Source organism: Nocardioides seonyuensis, from assembly GCF_004683965.1.
GTDB classification, from domain to species: Bacteria; Actinomycetota; Actinomycetes; order Propionibacteriales; family Nocardioidaceae; genus Nocardioides; species Nocardioides seonyuensis.
The window spans coordinates 2,185,755-2,202,912 of sequence record NZ_CP038436.1; the positions used below are offsets into that span (position 1 = coordinate 2,185,755).

The window sequence follows — 17,158 nt, forward strand, 5'->3', positions numbered from 1 at the left end:
CATGGATCGCCTGCTCTTTGGAGACAACCAGTTCTTCGGTGTCAACCACATGTCTGAGGAGAAGGCGCGCGCCCAGGCGATGCGCTTCCAGTCCATCGACAACGTGATGTCGGTCCTGGACTCCGCCTACGACGCCGGTGTCACCACCTTCATGTGCACGACCCACGACCGCATTGCCGAGGTGACCAGTCGAATGCGGCAGCAGCCTGAGCGGTACGCCGACCAGGTCTTCTTCCCGTGCATGCCCTACGCCCACAAGTACGCCAACGCTATGGCGGAGGTCGGCATGGTGAGCGCGGTCCGCCAGTTCCTGCCGGACGGCGGGCTCTTCGATGCGGCGCTGCGGGGTGGGAAGTCGCTCGCGAAGAAGGACATCGAGGGCGTGACGACGCTCCTCATCGACGCCGAGATGAGGATGTTCGAGGGCCTCCGAACGCCAGTCATATTCCTGCAGAACGTCGTGGTGGATCTGCTTCTCGGTTTGGGCTTCAACGAGGCGTTCCGCATCTTCTCCGACCACGTTCGGACCAAGTACGGCGCCGAGCCCGGATTCATCACGATGAACCTTCCGAGGCTCCTCGACGCACTCGACGAAGTGGGGATCGATAACCCGATCGTCTGCGCCAACATCAACAAGATTGGTTTCCGGATGTCCGGCGGTGTCGACGCCTACGTCGATGCCATGCAGAACCGCAAGTTCCGCGCGATCGCCATGTCGGTCTACGCGTCGGGTGCCATTCGTCCCGAGGAGGCGATCGAGTGGGTGGCGGGTCTCCCCAACTTGGAATCGATCGTCTTCGGAGCGTCCAGTCGGACCAACATCGAGTCGACCGTTCAGCTCGTCGAGCAGTACTGGGGTAGTACCGCGTGCGCATCCTGATCGACGCGTACTGGTGGATCGACGGCCCACCTTCGGGTCGTAACGTCGTCCAGTCCTTGGTCACGGCGTGGGCGAGCGAGTTCCCTGATGACGACTTGGTGATGTCCGTCCATCCGGATGCGACCCGAGGCGAGCTCGAAGCAGTCCTGCCCCTGCCTCCTGGCGTGGAGCTAGCCCCCGTGCCACGCTGGGCGGCGAAGTTCCACGGCGTGGGGGCCATGGCCAGTGGTAGGTCAGGGGGCCCATTCGACGCGACTCTCACGCAGAATTTCGCGAGTCAGCGCCGCTCGCGTGGCGTGAGCGCCGTGTTTGTCCAGGACGCCATATTCGTCGAGCACCCCGAATGGTTCACCAGACCCGAAAGGCTCTACCTGTCCCTGATCCGCCCGAGCGTGCGCGCGGCCGACATCGTCCTCACCTCGTCTCACTCAGAGGCGCGCCGGATCGGCCGCCTCTGGCCAGAGACGGCAGACCGGATCCGCACCGTGGGCCTCTCCGTTCCGGTGGCTCTCGCGACTTCCGTGGCCAAGGACCCAGGGCTGCCCAGGCCGGGACGCCCGTTCATGCTGGCTGTGGGCCGCTTCAACGCACGCAAGAACCTGAGACGCCTTGTCGAGGCCTACGCCGCGTCATCCACGTCTGAGACACACGATCTAGTCCTCGTCGGCGCGGTGGACGGCCGTACAGATGAGATTCGTGCGCACACAGGTGTGGTCGTGCTGGCAAGCGCATCGGACGCCAATCTGCGCTGGCTTTACGAGAACGCCGCCGCGCTGCTGTTCCCGTCCATGGAGGAGGGCTTCGGCCTGCCCCTTGTCGAGGCCCGCCACTTCGGCCTCCCCGTCGCAGCCAGTGACATCCCGGTGTTTCGTGAGTTGGGAATGGCTGCCGTCTACTTCGATCCCCGGAGTCCGGAGAGCATGCGTGAGGCGATGGGCAGGATCGTGGCCGTCGATCCCACGTCGAGCTCGGACCCGGACCCGTGGTCGAGCGTGGTCCGGCGCATCCGACAGGCAATCACGGAGTCAAGGACCCCCCGCCGATGAGGGCCATCATCGAGACCATGTACTCGCGAAACCGCGGACTCGGGGGATTCGACGAGACGCTCCCTAGCAGCGCTCTGCTCGCCTTCGTGGCCCGCAAGCTCGCGTGGCGCGCAAACGCGCTGCGTCGGGGATACGTGAACGCATACATCGCGCCCGGAGTGAGTTTGCAGGGCAAGAGGTTCCTGAGCGTCGGCGAAGCAGTGTCGATCGGCCAGGGCGTGCAGATCATGGCCGTATCGCACGAGGGCATCCACCTCGGTGATCGCGTGACTCTTGACACGGGCGCGATCTTGCGTGCCTCCGGCGGCGTGCGGCGCCTGGGCGCGGGGATCACCATCGGTCGTCGAGCAGCCGTGGGGGCCCGGAACTTCATTCATGGCGGTGGGGGCGTGACGATCGAGGAAGATGTGCTTCTGGGGCCAGGGGTCCAGATCTTCTCCGAGAACCACAACTTCGAGAACCCGGAGCTCCCCGTCATTGAGCAGGGCGAGCAGCCGGGGCCGGTTCTGATCGGACGTGGCTCGTGGCTCGGTGCAGGAGCGATCGTGGTTGCCGGGGTAACGATCGGCGAAGGAGTCGTCGTCGCCGCCGGCTCGGTCGTGACCGCGGACGTCGCCCCCCACACCGTGGTGGCGGGATCACCTGCCAGAGTCGTACGCAACATTGAGACGTCGGAGGCGCGTGGCTGATGCGTTCCGCGTCGATCGTCTACTGGTACTCGGGTGAAGACATGCGTCCCGACGGCGGCGGCCTACGGATCACTGCATGGGAGCAGGCATTGGGTGAGCTCGGCTACGCCACGCGTGTGGTCGGTCTCTGGACCATCGGGGGGGGTGTGAAGAAGGGCGCGAGCCTGTCGTCCATCAAGCGCGCGTTCCTCCCGATGCCCCTCAAACGATCCCTGCCCGATGAGGCATTGGACGCAGACCTGATCGTGGCCACGGTGCCTGCAGTGTTCGACGACGCCTTGAGCAGAGTGCCGAGCTCGAAGCTGGTCCTGGACTGGATGGACTTGTGGTCAGACGCGGCCCGCAACATGGGTGACGAGGGGCGGTTGTCTGTCATCGGGGGGCGCGCGCAGTCGAGGCTTTGGGCGCGTCGTGAGCGTCGATGGGCCTGTTCCAGCCGGTGGAATGCCTTTGCGGGCTACGCGGACCTCGCCGACATGGGTCTCCATGCCTCGCTCGGGAGCAGGTGGATTCCCACTCCCGTGGCCGCGCTGGATTCCGCTCCATGTGCTCCCAGGCCCGACCATCCACGTCGTCGTTTGGGGTTCATTGCCAACCTTGACTACCCACCGAACGAACTCTCACTCAGGGCCTTTCTCAAGCGGTTCGGACGCCGTCTCGAGGCTCAGGACGTAGACCTGGTCGTAGCTGGCTTCGGCTCGGACAAGGTTCGCAGCTGGGGGCACGGGCTGGAAGTGCTCGGCCCGGTGGATGACGTGCGTGATTTCTACGATGACATCGACGCCGTGGTGGTTCCCATCGAGCACGGGAGCGGAATCAAGGTGAAGGCTGTCGAGGCGCTGGCGTACGGACTACCCGTCTTCGGCACCGAACACGTCCGCGCCGGTTTCGCACCCGAGTTCCGATCTGCCATCGTTCCGATCGATCGCCTTTTCGACGAACAGTGGCCGGTCCCCACGCCACGGCAGGCCCTGTCAACCCGCTTCTCGCAAGAGGCCTTCTCGGCGGAAGTGGCGGGCCTGCTCGCCGGTATGCAGGTCCAGTGAGTGGCGCCCGCCGTCCGCGCCTCGTCTCGCCATAGGAGTTGATGTATGTGAGTGCCGTTACCCGTCGACTCCTCGGGCGTTCCATCATCGGCTCAGGAGCCGTCGCTGGCGCGCTGGGCATGGCTCTCGAGAGATCGAGTGCTGGCCCCCGGATGTACCGGGTACGACATATCCGCATAGGAGACCTCGTGCTAGGGCCTGGTGGAGTTGTTGTGCGAGTGGCTGACATCCGCAAGGGCACCGGAAGGGGCAAGGGCAAGCGGCTGAGGCTGATGATTGATGATCTCGAGCCGGGCCAGAAGATGAGACCATTCATTGAGAGAAGCAATTGGGCGGGGTTTACCCGAAACAAGCAGCTCCTTGTATTCGCCCGCGACGTGCCCGCATCGGCGGTAAAGAACGGTCCTCTCGGTCTGGCCGCTCATCTCACGGAGAAGGCCATGGGCAATACCTTTGTGAAGGGCAGCATGCGGGGTGACGAGGTCAGGCTCTCCTTTCGCGGAAAGTTGTTGGAAACGCCCTACACCATCTCACTTCCCTTCGCGGTCGCCCCTGACGTTCTGTCTAGTGAAAGTGGCCTCCTGCTACATCGAGGTTCTATCCTCTTCCACAGCGATTTCTCAGGCCCGAGCTTCGATGGTTGGCGCGACCATCAGGGTTCCTACAGTCAAACCCCCACCGTAGGGCTGACGCGTTACCCCATACATAGCGGGACACATTCTCTGCAATTGTCCACTGGCGCGGTTCCGTACCAACCGGGCTTGCTGAGTAACACGACAAGCACCTATCGCAACATGAGCATGGTGCGAGAAAGTGGTCTTCTTTCGTTCTCGGGTTGGTTCGCGCATGCCGGCGATGCCGACGTTGAGGGATCGGGAGGTATGGCCTACTCCGCTTGGGGCCTCGACTTGGACGTCCAGGCATGGGACTCAACGAGTCGTGCCTTCTATCACTTCTACGTTGTCGACACAGGTCACCCGTCCGGCTCACCCGAGCTCGCACTCATACCCAATGATGGATGGGACCCGGTCGTGTTGCCGGACTCCCTGCACTCCGTGGCTGGGGAGAATGAGGCCAAGTGGAACTGGAACTACCTCCGACTGACGGTGGATCTTTCGGGCAACGGGGGACGGGGTAGCTACGTTGAGGCACAGTGCAACCACAAGGTGTTCGACCTGCGTGGCTTGCGGGTCGATCCGTCCCACGCACCACAGGCAGGCTCGGCACAGGCTTCGTTTGCGGGGGGTCTGAACGCGGGTGTCACTCTCGGGCGATCCTCTCGACATCCCCAGTACATGCGCAACGTGCTCACCGCAGACAACCTGATCCTGACGCAGGGGGACGTGCTTGCATGACTGGGAAGACACATCTGCTGGTGACACCGGGCCAAGGCGTGGTCGACGCCGCGGGCACGGTAATCGATCTTGTGCAACCGTCGAACCGACTGGAGTTCGGTGCCTACGGCGACGAGGTGTCTTGGACCATGCGGATCGAGGGGGTCGTGGGTGATCCTCAATGGTGGTCTCTCGGCGCTCGCTTCGAGTACGCGGTGGAGCAGGCCGGTGCCAACTTCCAGTACCTTGCCGCGACGTGGGTCCCCTACTCAGTCATAGAGTTGGCGGCCAACTGCAGGGAGGGGAGAGGTTGGGAAGGCCCCGGGCTTGAGGGTGTCGACGCCGACGGTTTCAGCACGGTTGCCACCCATGAGTCAGGTCTTCCCGTAGCACTACAGCGGACGGTGCGCTGCACTACGCTGCGCCATCGCGTGCGGCTGCGACCATTGTTCACAGGCGGGATGAATCCGGGGCTACGCTTGAGTCTGACCGCCCAAGTGCATTAGCGACCTCCGGATGCCGCGTTCTTGCGCGGGTTCAACTGGGCGACGAGCGCCATCTCTCAGCGCCGAAAGGATCCTGCAGTGTCTCTGGAGCTGATGTCCGTGCTGAGCGCGTTCACGGTCGGCGTGATGCTCACGGGCGTTGGCCGCCTGCAAGTGGCTTGCGGGGGGTTGTTCTTCAGTGTCTTCGTCCTGCCCGTGACCTTGTTCGGCTCCACGGTGATCGACCGCTACCGAGTTGGCATCACTGGCGCAGAGCCACAAATTGCCACTTACACGGTGGTCGTCCTCCTCGTGCTGCTGATGGCCCTCCTGCTACGCGGTCCCAGCCCTGATTGGGCGACGGTGATGCCCTTTCTGGTCTTCATGGCTGTGTGGTCGGTGCTTGTGTGGCCTCACACGGGTGAGGTCCGCGCGGGAGTGCTGCACCTAGGCATTGCGTGCCTTGCCTGGGTGGCCGGGACGTATGTGGCGAAACAGATGCAGGTCCACCCCCGTGGCCCGCGCATTCTGCTGACATGGCTCCTCGTCATCGTCGCACTCCAAGCGGCGGTTGCCATCGCACAAACTCAGGGAGTCGAAGTTTTTCCCACCGCTGCGTCAGTGATCCTGGAGGACGACAGCTTGGAAGGGCGCGCTGGCGCCACGCTCGGTCATCCCAGTTCAATAGGCAAGATGATGTTCTTGGTCCTCTTAATAGTCCTGCCGTGGCTCGCTACGGACCAGCGAGGCTTGCGTCGCGTAGCCTTGTGGATCGTTCTCCTCGCTATCATTCCTTTGGGTCTCAGTGGCGGGCGGGCAAACGCTGTCGCCTGTGTTGCGACGGTGCTCCTGTTTGTATTACTTGACCCCGGACGACGCAGGTGGAGCAACCGCCTTCAGCTCTTTGTACTCGTCCTAGCAGGCGTCTTCTCGACGTGGAACATTTGGGTGAGGCGGTTCGCCACCGGCGAGAACGGCGAGTTTCGGGCTCGCTTCTTCCAAACAGCCGTTGACTTCTTGAGTGACGCGCCACCGTGGCAAGGCACCGGCGCGAACACCTATGTCACAGCCGTGGGGCCGACCGACCAGATGGCGGCAATCGGATGGGTCGTGCACAACGTGTACCTGTTTGCTGCAGTGGAGTTGGGCGTGCTCGGCGCGGCCATCTTCTTCTTGCCCTTCGTCCAAGCCTGGGTGCGTGGCTGGGCGGCGAGGCGTCGCCAGGGTGTCGCTGGTGCCTACGGCCGAGTGCTCGTCGCATCCGCACCGGGCTTGCTGCTGATCACCTGGACAGGGTGGGGCATGATGGCTCGGCCTCTGGTGCCATGGATGCTGGTTACTGGCTTCGCATACACCTTGGCGAGGGGGCAGAATGATGACGAAGAGTTCGGCGATCTGTCCGTTGTGCCCCCGGTTTCCGCCGCGACGGCAAGTTCCACGTCGGTCGGCGGCTCAGTCCGTAGCTGACTAGCCGACGGCAAGGGCCACCAGCGTGGGAAGCAAACCGAGCCACGTCACCATCAAGCCGCGGAGAAGTTGGCTCTGGGGCAACTGCGATGACAGGGCGGCAACCGGAAGCACGAGGATCTGCAGGATCAACACGACGCACGCGAATGCCCGAAAGGCGTGTATCGATGACCAACCTTGTACCAAGCTCGCGCTGAAGAAGGCGAGCGTTACCGTGCCGGACACGATCGCAAGCATCTTGGTGCGTTCGCCGCGAACAACCAAAGTGCTCAGCAGGTAGTACGAGCTCATACCTGCTGGGATGGCGGTCATTGCAGCGACGTCCAGCGCCGTCAGGTCCGGCATATCGTCTAGCACGGCGCTGGCTCCCGTGAGAAGAGCCAGGAGAACTCCGCATGATGCGGCCAGTCCGAGGACTCCATAACGAAGGGCGAATCCATCGAAGCGATCAGGAAAGGTGTGGACGGCAGTACGGAGGAGGTCGACGGAAAGGAGGCCGTGCACGCCCCCGACCACGGCAAGGCCGACGCCCACGAGCAGCATCTGCGAAGCGGCCGCGGCAACGTCGCTGGAGCCGGCTCCCTGCAAGGTCAGTGCTAAGCGGGCCCCCTGCATCAGTGCACCGAAAAACAGGAGGTGCGGAACCATTGGGAGTGCCAAGGCGAGCGCTGACCGGAGGGCGTGAATGGGCAGGGCCGGCCTCATGGCACCTGCTTCAGAACGGATGAGCAGGGCGCATTGGCCCCAACACGCCGCCGTCAGCAGAATGCTGACGAAGAGATCGCGCCGAGGGTCGGTAGTCGTCGCCAGGTCGCCTGCAATCCAGGCCAGCGGTAGGCCGACATTGAGCGTGACAGTGCAAAGCATCCATTGCGGCCTTGAGTGGATCCGCGCCTGCTGCTGGAGTGTGACGGACGAGCATGCCAGCGCGGTCAGGACGAGGATCCCGGACAGAAAAGAATAGCGACTGCCCACTGCTGTGAATGCCACGCCAGCCAAGGCCACAACCAGCCCGATTAGCGCAACGACACCGGCTGTGCAAACGGTAAGACGTATCGTCCACAGGGCCCGAGCATCGAGTCTTTGGCCTTCCACCAGTCGGGCGAAGCTGCCGAGCACGAACGGCAGCCCCAGCGTCAATGGAAGGTACGAGGCCATCGCCCATGCAAGCACCGCCGACGCGCGGCCGAAACTGTCCGAGTCAGTGAATTGGGATGCCACCGACCAGGCGACGAAGCCAGCCAGCCCCGACCCCAGCTGAATGACTGGCATGCTCGCTCGGGCCAATTGCTCCCGCACACCTCGGATGCTCGCACCCCTCAACGAAGTGGCCCAGCTGCAGCGAGCAATCCCTCGATCAGGTCGTCAATCTCGTCCGACACCGCTTCGACCTCCTCCGCTGCCGCTTCCTCCCAGTTCCGTACACCGTGTTCGAGTAAGTGTGAGAAGGGAACAAGCGTCGGTGAGCGACGATACGGACTCATGTAGTCGAAATACTTGAAGTCGGGTTCCTGGGTATGGCCGAACGTGCACAGGATCGTGGGGGTTCGCGTGGCATGACCGACGATCAGGCCGTGGAGCGAGCTGGTGATCACGAGCCTGGCGTCCGCTATGGCTTGGCAGACGTCATCCACGGCGAGAGTCGGCGGCAGGACGTGCATGCCCTTGGCTGCCCCTGCCTGGATCGATTGCCGCCCAGAAACAGTGCCGAACGCGGAGAAGTGGGGCAGGAGGATCACTTTGCTGCGTGGCGACCTGCTCTTGTACAACGCGCGTGCGAGCAGTCCCGGGTCCCCCAAGGGCAGATCAGCAGATTCCCCGTAGACCTCGCGCGTCAGCGCGCCTCGGACGGCGAGAAGAGTGGGTGCGTGGCCCACAGGACGCGAGTTGTAACGAAGCCCGGACCCCCAGATGACGCTAGGGCTATGCCCTGCGTGATGGTGCTCCAAGATGGAACCAATAGCGAATACCTCTGCGCGTTTGGGGGCCGCCCACCGTGTTCCGCGACCAGTGGCCACCTCCACCACTCTTGTCGACAGCTCGTCACCAAAGTTCCGGATGGCGTGTGAGCCATGGCGACTCATCTGACGCCACGCACGCCATTCGCTGCGTACTAACCACTGGAGGTCATTGGGGCTGCGCAATGGAGACCAGTAGTAGAGCTTGATCGGAGGCTTCATGGTCCCGTCTTGGCTTCGTGCGCATGATGCGCCACCGGATGTGGTCGTCCCGGTAGCGCGTCCTCGTCATAAGGTCAGTGCCTTACCGATTGCCGACGCCCCCGGGCGGTACCTGAGCTTATGAGTCGGCACCCTTCAGCCACCGTATCCCCACGACGCTCAAGAATATGTCACTGCCATGCGTGATGGATCAGTCAGTTGCCGCTGTTGATCATTCCTGCACCGACGGTTACCCCGGTGGCCTCGTCGATCAGGATGAACGACCCCGTCGTCCGGTTCTTGGCGTAGGGGTCGCACAGCAGCGGCACGGTGGTGCGGAGCTGGACGCGGCCGATCTCGTTGAGACCGAGCTCGTTGGTCTCCTGGTCGCGGTGCAGCGTGTTGATGTCGAGGCGGTACTGGATGTCCTTGACCATTGCACGGCCCGTGCGGGTGGTGTGCTTGATGGCGAGCTTCTGGCGCGGACGCAGCGGCTCGGTGGTCATCCAGCAGATCATCGCGTCGATGTCCTGCGAGGGCTTGGGCGCGTTCTTGGGGCGGGCGATCATGTCGCCGCGCGAGACGTCGACGTCGTCCTCGAGGTGGACCGTCACCGACATCGGCGGGAAGGCCTCGGCGACCTCGGTGTCGAAGAGCTCGACCTTCGCGATCTTCGAGGGCATGCCCGAGGGAAGGACGACGACGTCGTCACCCTTCTTGAGCACGCCGCCGGCGACCTGGCCGGCGTAGCCACGGTAGTCATGGAACTGGTCGGACTTGGGGCGGATGACGTATTGCACGGGGAAACGCGTGTCGACCAGGTCGCGGTCAGAGGCGACGTGCACGTGCTCGAGGTGGTGCATCAGCGTCGGGCCGGAGTACCACGGGGTGTTCTCGGAGCGGTTCACGACGTTGTCGCCCTGGAGAGCCGAGATCGGGATGACCTCGAGGTCAGGGATGTTGAGCTTGGTCGCGAAGGTCGTGAACTCCTTGTGGATCTTCTCGTAGACCTCCTCCGACCAGTCGACGAGGTCCATCTTGTTGACCGCGAGCACGAGGTGCGGGACGCGCAGCAGCGAAAGGAGAACGGCGTGGCGGCGCGACTGCTCCGTGAGGCCCTGACGGGCGTCGACCAGCACGAGACCCAGGTCGGCGGTGGAGGCGCCGGTGACCATGTTGCGGGTGTACTGGATGTGGCCGGGGGTGTCGGCGATGATGAACTTGCGGTTGGGCGTCGCGAAGTAGCGGTAGGCCACGTCGATGGTGATGCCCTGCTCGCGCTCCGAGCGGAGTCCGTCGGTCAGCAGCGCCAGGTCGGTGTAGTCGTAGCCCTTGGACTGGCTGGTCGACTCGACGGCCTCGAGCTGGTCCTCGAAGATCGACTTGGAGTCGAGCAGCAGCCGCCCAATGAGGGTGGACTTCCCGTCGTCGACCGAACCTGCGGTCGCGAAGCGCAGCAGGTCCATCTCGTTGGGGTCGTGGGCTTCGGTCTGGGTGTCTGGGGCGGCCATCAGAAGTAGCCCTCCTTCTTGCGGTCTTCCATGGCGGCCTCGGAGAAACGGTCGTCTCCACGGGTGGCGCCGCGCTCGGTGACGCGGGCGATGGCGATCTCGTCGATGATGGAGGCTGTGTCAGTGGCCTCGGACTCGACGCAGCCGGTCTGGGTGCGGTCACCCACGGTGCGGAAGCGGACCATCTTGGTCACCGCCTGCTCGTTGCCCTGGGGCTTGATCTCGTTGCCGACCGAGAGCAGCATGCCGTCGCGCTCGACGACCTCGCGCTCATGGGCGAAGTAGATCGAGGGGATCTCGATCTGCTCGCGGTGGATGTAGTGCCAGATGTCGAGCTCGGTCCAGTTGGAGAGCGGGAAGATGCGCATGTGCTCGCCAGGGTGGATGCGCCCGTTGTAGAGGCTCCACAGCTCGGGCCGCTGCATCTTGGGGTCCCACTGGCCGAACTCGTCGCGGTGGGAGTAGACGCGCTCCTTGGCGCGGGCTTTCTCCTCGTCGCGGCGGCCGCCGCCGAAGGCAGCGGTGAAGCCGTTCTCCTCGATCGCGTTGAGGAGTGCGCCGATCTGCTGGCGGTTGCGGCTGGTCTTGCCGTCGTCAACCACGTGACCGGCCTTGATGGCGTCCTCGACGCTCGCCACGACGATGCGGACGCCCAGGCGGTCGACCCACGAGTCGCGCGTCTCGAGCACCTCGGGGAAGTCGAGGCCGGTGTCGACCTGCAGCAGCGGGAAGGGCACCTTCGCGGGGAAGAAGGCCTTCTCCGCGAGCCGGAGCATGACGATGGAGTCCTTGCCGCCGGAGAACATCAGAACCGGCTTCTCGAACTCGGAGGCGACCTCACGGAAGATGTGGATCGACTCTGCCTCGAGCTGGTCGAGCTGACTCAGCTGGTAGTCGGAGTGCGTTTGGGTCATGGCGTTTGGAGGTGCCTCTCGTCGGGACAGCAACCCTCATCGTAGCCACGCGGCACCGCGCGTCGAATTCGGGATGGATTCGCCGGGACTCGCGTCATCAGCCAGACTTCTGCGAATGCGCCCACGTCACAAGTCGAGCCCACTTCTGGTCGCCGCCCTGCTCGGAGCACTCACGCTCGCAGGCTGCTCGGGCGCCGAGCCCGACAGCGAGCCGGCGAGCGCGCCGTCGTACGACTCCGAGGGTGTCACCGCGCGGGTGCTTCCGCAGCTGGCCGCGGAGCCCAGCGACGAGACCCTCGCCGCTGACGAGGCTGCCTGGGTGGTCGAGGCGAAGGTCAAGGACGCCGAGGCAGGGGCCGCGGTGCGGCTGCTGGCGCTCCAGGACGACGAGTGGGAGACCGTCGACGAGGCCGAGCTCGACAAGCGGGGCCGCGCCACCCTGACCACGACCGCCGACGGCGAGCTGCACGTCGTCACCGAGGGCGAGGACGGCGACATCGGCGACGCCGTCACGACCCAGGACGCCCCCGCGGAGTCGTTCGTCGACGACTTCGACGAGGACAGCCTCTCCGGGGAGAAGCCGACGTGGGGGACCCGCGACCAGGGCTACATCGGCGTCCGCCAGTGCTCCAAGGCTGACCCCGCGGCGGCCGAGGTGAGCGACGGCGTGCTGAAGCTCAGCGTGCTCGACGACCCCGACAAGGAGCAGTGCACCGTCAAGGGCGAGCAGTACGACTACCGCCTCAACGGCCACGTGGGCACCGAGCACTCCTACTCCTTCACCTACGGCTACGCCGCGGCGCGTGTGAAGTTCCACGAGGACCGCGGGCAGCACGGCTCCTTCTGGATCCAGAGCCCCGGCGGCGGGGTAGGCCCGACCCAACCCGAGGCCGGCGCCGAGATCGACGTCATCGAGTACTTCGGCGACGACCACCCCCAAGGTGGTCTCACCAGCTTCACCTACTGGTCCGACCCATCGGGCAAGAAGAACACCCAGGGCGGCTGGATCGAGGACGCCGAGGACTACGGCGACGACTGGTCCGAGCAGTTCCACGTGTTCTCCGTCGAGTGGACGCCCAAGGAGTACGTCTTCCGCATCGACGGGCAGGTCACCCACCGGCTCAAGGGCAAGACCTCTGCGCAGCCGGAGTTCCTGATCCTGTCGCTGCTCTCCTCCGACTACGAGCTCGAGCACTCCGAGGAGCTGCCCCAGACCATGGAGGTCGACTGGGCGCGCGTGTGGGAGACCCCGGCAGGGTAAGTTCGTCCGAGATTCCGACGGTAGGAGAAGAATGATCGAGAAGTCCGAGGAGCGCCCCTGGGGCTCCTGGCACATCATCGACGAAGGCGCCGGCTACAAGGTCAAGCGCATCCACGTGAAGCCCGGCCAGCGGTTGTCGTACCAGACCCACGAGCACCGCTCCGAGCACTGGGTCGTCATCTTCGGCATCGCCACCTGCACCATCGACGGTGAGACCGTCGTGTGCGGTCCCGGCCACTCCGTCGACGTCGACCTGGGCCAGCCTCACCGCATCAGCAACGAGCACTCCCAGGAGCTCGTCATCGTCGAGGTGCAGCACGGTGCCTACACCGGCGAGGACGACATCACCCGGCTCGAGGACGACTACGGCCGTCAGGAGGCCTGAAGGTCCGCACGGACCATCCGGGCGACGACCTCGCTGAAGTCGACCGTCGGGGTCCAGCCGAGAACCCCGCGGGCTCGCGAGGAGTCGCCGACCAGCTCGGTCGGGTCGGCCGGCCGCACGAATCGCTCGTCCACCCGCACCAGCGGCTCCCAGTCGGTGATCCCGGCCGCGGAGAACGCCGCCGCCACGAAGTCGCGCACCGAGTGAGCCTGGCCCGTGGCGACCACGAAGTCGCCGGGCTCGTCCGAGCGGGCGGCGCGCATCAGCGCGTCGACGTAGTCGGGCGCCCAGCCCCAGTCACGGCGCGCGTCGAGGTTGCCCAGCGCCAGGTGATCGGCCTGGCCACGCGCGATCGCTGCCACCGTCGAGGTGATCTTGCGGGTCACGAACCGTTCCGGGCGACGCGGCGACTCGTGGTTGTAGAGCACCATGCTGGAGACGCGCTGTCCACGCGCTCGCGCGACGCCTGCGGCCAGGTGGGCGTAGGCCTTCGCGGCGCCGTAGGGGTTGACCGGCCGGACAGGGGTCTCCTCGGACTGGGGTGAGGACGCCACCTCGCCGAAGATCTCCGCGCTCGAGGCCTGCACGAACCGCACCCGGTCGCCTGCCTGGCGCGCCGACTCCATCAGCGCGACCGCGGCGAGGCCGTTGACCCGTGCGGTCAGGTCGGGCTCGTCCCACGACTGGGCGACCGAGCTGATCGCGGCCAGGTTGTAGACCTCGTCGGGGGAGAGGTCGAGCAGCAGGCGACGCGTCGCCTCGACGTCCGCGACGTCACCGACGTGCAGCGTGACCTCCGACGGGCAGAAGGCCGGCTGGCCGTCCGCGTGGAGCACCAGGGCGTGCACCTCGACACCCTCGGCCACCAGCCGCTCGGCCAGGTAGCTCCCGTCCTGGCCGCCGATCCCGGTGATGAAGGCGCGAGTCACCAGCCGGCCTTGGCAGCGGCGATGTCGGCGTCGACCATCATCGCGACGAGCTCGGGGAAGGAGACCTTTGGCTCCCAGCCGAGCTTCTCCCTCGCCTTCGAGGCGTCGCCGATGAGCAGGTCGACCTCGGCCGGCCGCATGAAGCGCGGGTCCTGCGTCACGTGCTTGGCCCAGTCGTCGATGCCCACGTGGCCGAAGGCAGCGTCGAGGAAGTCGCGGATCGAGTGGGTCTCGCCCGTGGCGATCACGAAGTCGTCGGCCTCGTCCTGCTGCAGCATCCGCCACATCGCCTCGACGTAGTCGCCGGCGTAGCCCCAGTCGCGGCGCGCGTCGAGGTTGCCCAGCGCCATGCTGTCCTGCTGGCCCAGGTGGATGCGCGCGACCGCCTGGCTGATCTTGCGCGTGACGAACTCCGGGCCGCGGCGCGGCGACTCGTGGTTGAAGAGGATCCCCGACGAGGCGTGCATGCCGTAGGACTCGCGGTAGTTGATCGTCATGTAGTGGCCGTAGACCTTGCTCACGCCGTAGGGCGAGCGCGGCCACAGCAGCGTCTCCTCGGACTGCGGCACCTGCTGCACCTTGCCGAACATCTCCGAGCTCGACGCCTGGTAGAAGCGGATGCGCGACGGGTCGTCGCCGGCATGGAGGCGCACGGCCTCGAGGATGTTGAGCACGCCCATGCCGGTCACGTCGCTCGTGACGAAGGCGTTCTCCCACGAGTAGGCGACGAAGCTGATCGCGCCGAGGTTGTAGACCTCGTCGGGGTCGGAGTCGCGCAGCGCCCGCATCAGGCTCGAGAGGTCCGTCAGGTCGCCGTTGTGGAGCACCACGTCCGGGACGAGGTCCTCGACCAGCGCGCGGCGGGGGTTGTTCTGGCCGCGGATCAGGCCGTGGACCTCGTAGCCCTTCTCGAGCAGCAGCTCGGCGAGGTAGAGGCCGTCCTGGCCGGTGATCCCGGTGATGAGCGCGGTAGGCATGTGCCGAACCCTACGGGGTGTCGAGGGCCAGGGTGATCGGTCCGTCGTTGACGCTCGTCACCCGCATGTCGGCGCCGAACACCCCTCGCTCCACCCGGGCGCCCAGCCGCTGGAGCTCCTCGCAGACGGCGTCGTAGAGCGGCTCGCTCACCGGCCCCGGGGCGGCGGCCTGCCACGTCGGGCGGCGGCCCTTGCGCGCGTCGCCGTACAACGTGAACTGCGAGACGACCAGCACGGGCGCGCCGACGTCGCTGGCGCTGCGCTCGTCGCGCAGCAGCCGCAGCTCCCAGACCTTGCGGGCCAGCCAGGCCACCTCGTCGGGGCCGTCGTCGTGGGTCACGCCCAGGTAGACCAGCAGGCCCGGCTCGTCGAAGCCGCCCACCTGCTCGTCGTCGACCGTGACGTGGGCGGAGAGGACCCGCTGGATGACTGCGCGCATGGGAGAACCTTGGTTTCGTGACGGTTGGTGCGCAACCTCCTCAACCAGCGGCTGGGTTGGTCTGCCAACCTCCTCAACCAGCGGGAGCGGCGGCTGGCACGATGGCGCCATGTCCGCACCACTGTTGATCACGGTCGCGCCCACCGGCGCCGAGACCGCCAAGGCCGACTGCCCGCAGCTTCCCACCACCCCGGAGGAGATCGCGCGCACGGCCGCCGACTGCGAGGCCGCCGGCGCCGCGATGATCCACCTGCACGTCCGCGACTCCGAGCACGCCCCGACGCTGGACCAGGCGCTGCTGCGCGAGTGGGTGGCCGCGGTGCGCGAGTCGTCCTCGCTCGTCGTCCAGCTCTCCACCGGCGGCTCCGTGCACGACCCCCTCGACGAGCGCCTCAAGGTGCTCGACGCCGAGCCCGACTCGTGCAGCCTGACGATGGGCACCACCAACTTCGGCGACGACGTGTTCCTCAACCCGTGGCCGTTCGTGAAGGACCTCTACCAGCTCGCCCTCGAGCGGGGTGTCGCCCCCGAGTTCGAGCTGTTCGACCTCGGGCAGGTGCACGCGCTCGGCCGCCTCTTCCGCGAGTACGGCACCCCGCGCGGCGGCCGCGCCCACGTGGACTTCGTGATGGGGGTGCCCGGCGGGATGCCCGGCACCGCCCCCGCGCTCGTCGCCGGGGTCAACGCCCTCCCGCCCGAGGTGACCTCGTGGTCGGCCACCGGCATCGGGCGCTCCACGCTCTCCGTCGCGCTGGCGTCGCTCTCGATGGGCGGCCACCTGCGCGTCGGCATGGAGGACGTCCTCACCATCAGCCGCGGCGTGCCCGTCGAGTCCAACGCCCAGCTGGTGACGCGCGCCGTCGAGCTCGGGCAGCTCGCGCAGCGCGAACCCATGTCGCCCGCTGACTGCCGGGAGCTGCTCGGCCTGGCCTGAGTATGGCGGGGGCGTATACTTTGGGGCGTATACTTTGGGTATGACTTCCATGACTACCATCAAGGTGCCGAAGGACCTCCGTGACGCCGTCATGCAGTCTGCGCGGGCCGAAGGGTTGACTGCTGCTGAGTTCCTCGCCCGCCTCACGCGCGAGCATGCCCGGCAACAACGGCTCGAGGCTGTGCGCCGAGCGTATGACTCTGCCGACGCGGATCGTGACTACTCGGAGATCACCGCAGACTGGGACACCACCGGCACCGATGGGTTGGCGGATGCGTGAGGTTCGTCGAGGGGATGTCGTCTGGGCGGACTTCGATCCCACCCGTGGCCGAGAGCGAGCGGGCGAGCGACCTGCCGTCGTCGTGGCGTCGGACGGCTATCTCGATGCCGTGCCCGATCTGGTCATCGTCCTGCCGGTCACCACCGTCGACCGGGACTGGCCACACCACGTGCAGCTGCGCGGCAGCCGGCTCGACCTCCGCAAGCCGAGCTGGGCGCTCACCGAGCAGCCACGCACCATCAGTCGCAGCAGGTTGAGCAGAGCCTCGGGTCGTGTCGACGTCGACTGTCTCGCTGAGATCGATCAGTGGCTGCGTGACTTCCTCGATCTGCCATGAGAGGGCCGCAAGCCGGGCGCTGCGGCGACGACACGCCGTACGACGATCGCGACACGCCGGCGGTGTGACTGAGGTGGCGCCTGAG

At 65.8% G+C, this 17,158-nt stretch carries 18 protein-coding genes; 11 read left to right on the forward strand and 7 right to left on the reverse strand.

The annotated features are described in order from the left end of the window. The first annotated feature begins 1 nt into the window (after nt 1). The 6 genes from EXE58_RS10625 to EXE58_RS10650 all read left to right on the forward strand — a co-directional run bounded on the left by EXE58_RS10625 (nt 2) and on the right by EXE58_RS10650 (nt 6,947). Nucleotides 2-880, forward strand: a complete 879-nt coding sequence (locus EXE58_RS10625; RefSeq protein WP_135267859.1) for a hypothetical protein — start codon at nt 2-4, stop codon at nt 878-880. Continuing rightward, entirely contained in the window at nt 868-1,926 is a 1,059-nt protein-coding gene (locus EXE58_RS10630) for a glycosyltransferase family 4 protein (protein ID WP_208543976.1), read from the forward strand. The genes EXE58_RS10625 and EXE58_RS10630 overlap by 13 nt, the downstream gene beginning before the upstream one ends. Continuing rightward, nucleotides 1,923-2,615, forward strand: coding sequence for an acyltransferase (locus tag EXE58_RS10635; RefSeq protein ID WP_135267860.1), 693 nt, complete (start codon nt 1,923-1,925; stop codon nt 2,613-2,615). Before EXE58_RS10630 ends, EXE58_RS10635 begins: the two co-directional genes overlap by 4 nt. Further along, complete coding sequence (locus EXE58_RS10640; protein WP_135267861.1) at nt 2,615-3,661, forward strand: glycosyltransferase; 1,047 nt, start codon at nt 2,615-2,617, stop codon at nt 3,659-3,661. The genes EXE58_RS10635 and EXE58_RS10640 overlap by 1 nt, the downstream gene beginning before the upstream one ends. Before the next feature lie 218 nt (nt 3,662-3,879). Continuing rightward, a complete protein-coding gene (locus EXE58_RS10645; protein ID WP_135267862.1) occupies nt 3,880-5,016 on the forward strand; it encodes a DUF6772 family protein in 1,137 nt (378 codons plus the stop codon). 563 nt (nt 5,017-5,579) lie between these two features. Further along, nucleotides 5,580-6,947, forward strand: a complete 1,368-nt coding sequence (locus EXE58_RS10650; RefSeq protein WP_135267863.1) for an O-antigen ligase family protein — start codon at nt 5,580-5,582, stop codon at nt 6,945-6,947. On the opposite strand, the gene EXE58_RS10655 is transcribed toward EXE58_RS10650, so the two are convergent. The 4 genes from EXE58_RS10655 to cysD form a co-directional block, all read right to left on the reverse strand. After that, complete coding sequence (locus EXE58_RS10655) at nt 6,948-8,219, reverse strand: hypothetical protein (protein ID WP_135267864.1); 1,272 nt, start codon at nt 8,217-8,219, stop codon at nt 6,948-6,950. Nucleotides 8,220-8,266: 47 nt separating this feature from the next. Continuing rightward, entirely contained in the window at nt 8,267-8,824 is a 558-nt protein-coding gene (locus EXE58_RS19515) for a polysaccharide pyruvyl transferase family protein (RefSeq protein ID WP_167288806.1), read from the reverse strand. Nucleotides 8,825-9,321: 497 nt separating this feature from the next. Beyond that, nucleotides 9,322-10,617, reverse strand: coding sequence for a sulfate adenylyltransferase subunit CysN (gene cysN / locus EXE58_RS10665; protein WP_135267866.1), 1,296 nt, complete (start codon nt 10,615-10,617; stop codon nt 9,322-9,324). Beyond that, a complete protein-coding gene (gene cysD / locus EXE58_RS10670; protein ID WP_135267867.1) occupies nt 10,617-11,531 on the reverse strand; it encodes a sulfate adenylyltransferase subunit CysD in 915 nt (304 codons plus the stop codon). The genes cysN and cysD overlap by 1 nt, the downstream gene beginning before the upstream one ends. 115 nt (nt 11,532-11,646) lie before the next feature. On the opposite strand from cysD, the gene EXE58_RS10675 reads away from it, so the two are divergent. Together EXE58_RS10675 and EXE58_RS10680 are read left to right on the forward strand one after the other, a co-directional pair. After that, the gene (locus EXE58_RS10675; protein ID WP_167288808.1) at nt 11,647-12,792 is read left to right on the forward strand and encodes a glycoside hydrolase family 16 protein; all 1,146 of its coding nucleotides are present in this window, start codon (nt 11,647-11,649) and stop codon (nt 12,790-12,792) included. Nucleotides 12,793-12,823: 31 nt separating this feature from the next. Beyond that, nucleotides 12,824-13,177 (forward strand): phosphomannose isomerase type II C-terminal cupin domain, encoded by a 354-nt coding sequence (locus EXE58_RS10680; protein ID WP_135267869.1) that lies wholly within the window; start codon nt 12,824-12,826, stop codon nt 13,175-13,177. Here the strand turns inward: EXE58_RS10680 and EXE58_RS10685 are convergent. The 3 genes from EXE58_RS10685 to dtd are packed head-to-tail and all read right to left on the reverse strand — an operon-like array spanning nt 13,165 to nt 15,522. Beyond that, on the reverse strand, nt 13,165-14,106 hold the full coding sequence (locus tag EXE58_RS10685; RefSeq protein WP_135267870.1) for a GDP-mannose 4,6-dehydratase: 942 nt from the start codon (nt 14,104-14,106) through the stop codon (nt 13,165-13,167). The two genes, EXE58_RS10680 and EXE58_RS10685, sit on opposite strands and share 13 nt — an antisense overlap. Then, nucleotides 14,103-15,083: a GDP-mannose 4,6-dehydratase gene (gene gmd, locus EXE58_RS10690; protein ID WP_135267871.1), complete on the reverse strand. Its 981-nt coding sequence runs from the start codon at nt 15,081-15,083 to the stop codon at nt 14,103-14,105. The genes EXE58_RS10685 and gmd overlap by 4 nt, the downstream gene beginning before the upstream one ends. Nucleotides 15,084-15,093: 10 nt before the next feature. Further along, on the reverse strand, nt 15,094-15,522 hold the full coding sequence (dtd, locus tag EXE58_RS10695; protein WP_135267872.1) for a D-aminoacyl-tRNA deacylase: 429 nt from the start codon (nt 15,520-15,522) through the stop codon (nt 15,094-15,096). Nucleotides 15,523-15,631: 109 nt separating this feature from the next. Between dtd and EXE58_RS10700 the strand changes: the two genes are divergently transcribed. The 3 genes from EXE58_RS10700 to EXE58_RS10710 are packed head-to-tail and all read left to right on the forward strand — an operon-like array spanning nt 15,632 to nt 17,073. After that, on the forward strand, nt 15,632-16,456 hold the full coding sequence (locus EXE58_RS10700) for a beta-keto acid cleavage family enzyme (RefSeq protein WP_135267873.1): 825 nt from the start codon (nt 15,632-15,634) through the stop codon (nt 16,454-16,456). Nucleotides 16,457-16,496: 40 nt separating this feature from the next. Continuing rightward, a complete protein-coding gene (locus tag EXE58_RS10705) occupies nt 16,497-16,736 on the forward strand; it encodes a toxin-antitoxin system protein (protein WP_135267874.1) in 240 nt (79 codons plus the stop codon). Beyond that, nucleotides 16,729-17,073, forward strand: a complete 345-nt coding sequence (locus EXE58_RS10710) for a type II toxin-antitoxin system PemK/MazF family toxin (RefSeq protein ID WP_135267875.1) — start codon at nt 16,729-16,731, stop codon at nt 17,071-17,073. The genes EXE58_RS10705 and EXE58_RS10710 overlap by 8 nt, the downstream gene beginning before the upstream one ends. Nucleotides 17,074-17,158 lie beyond the last annotated feature (85 nt).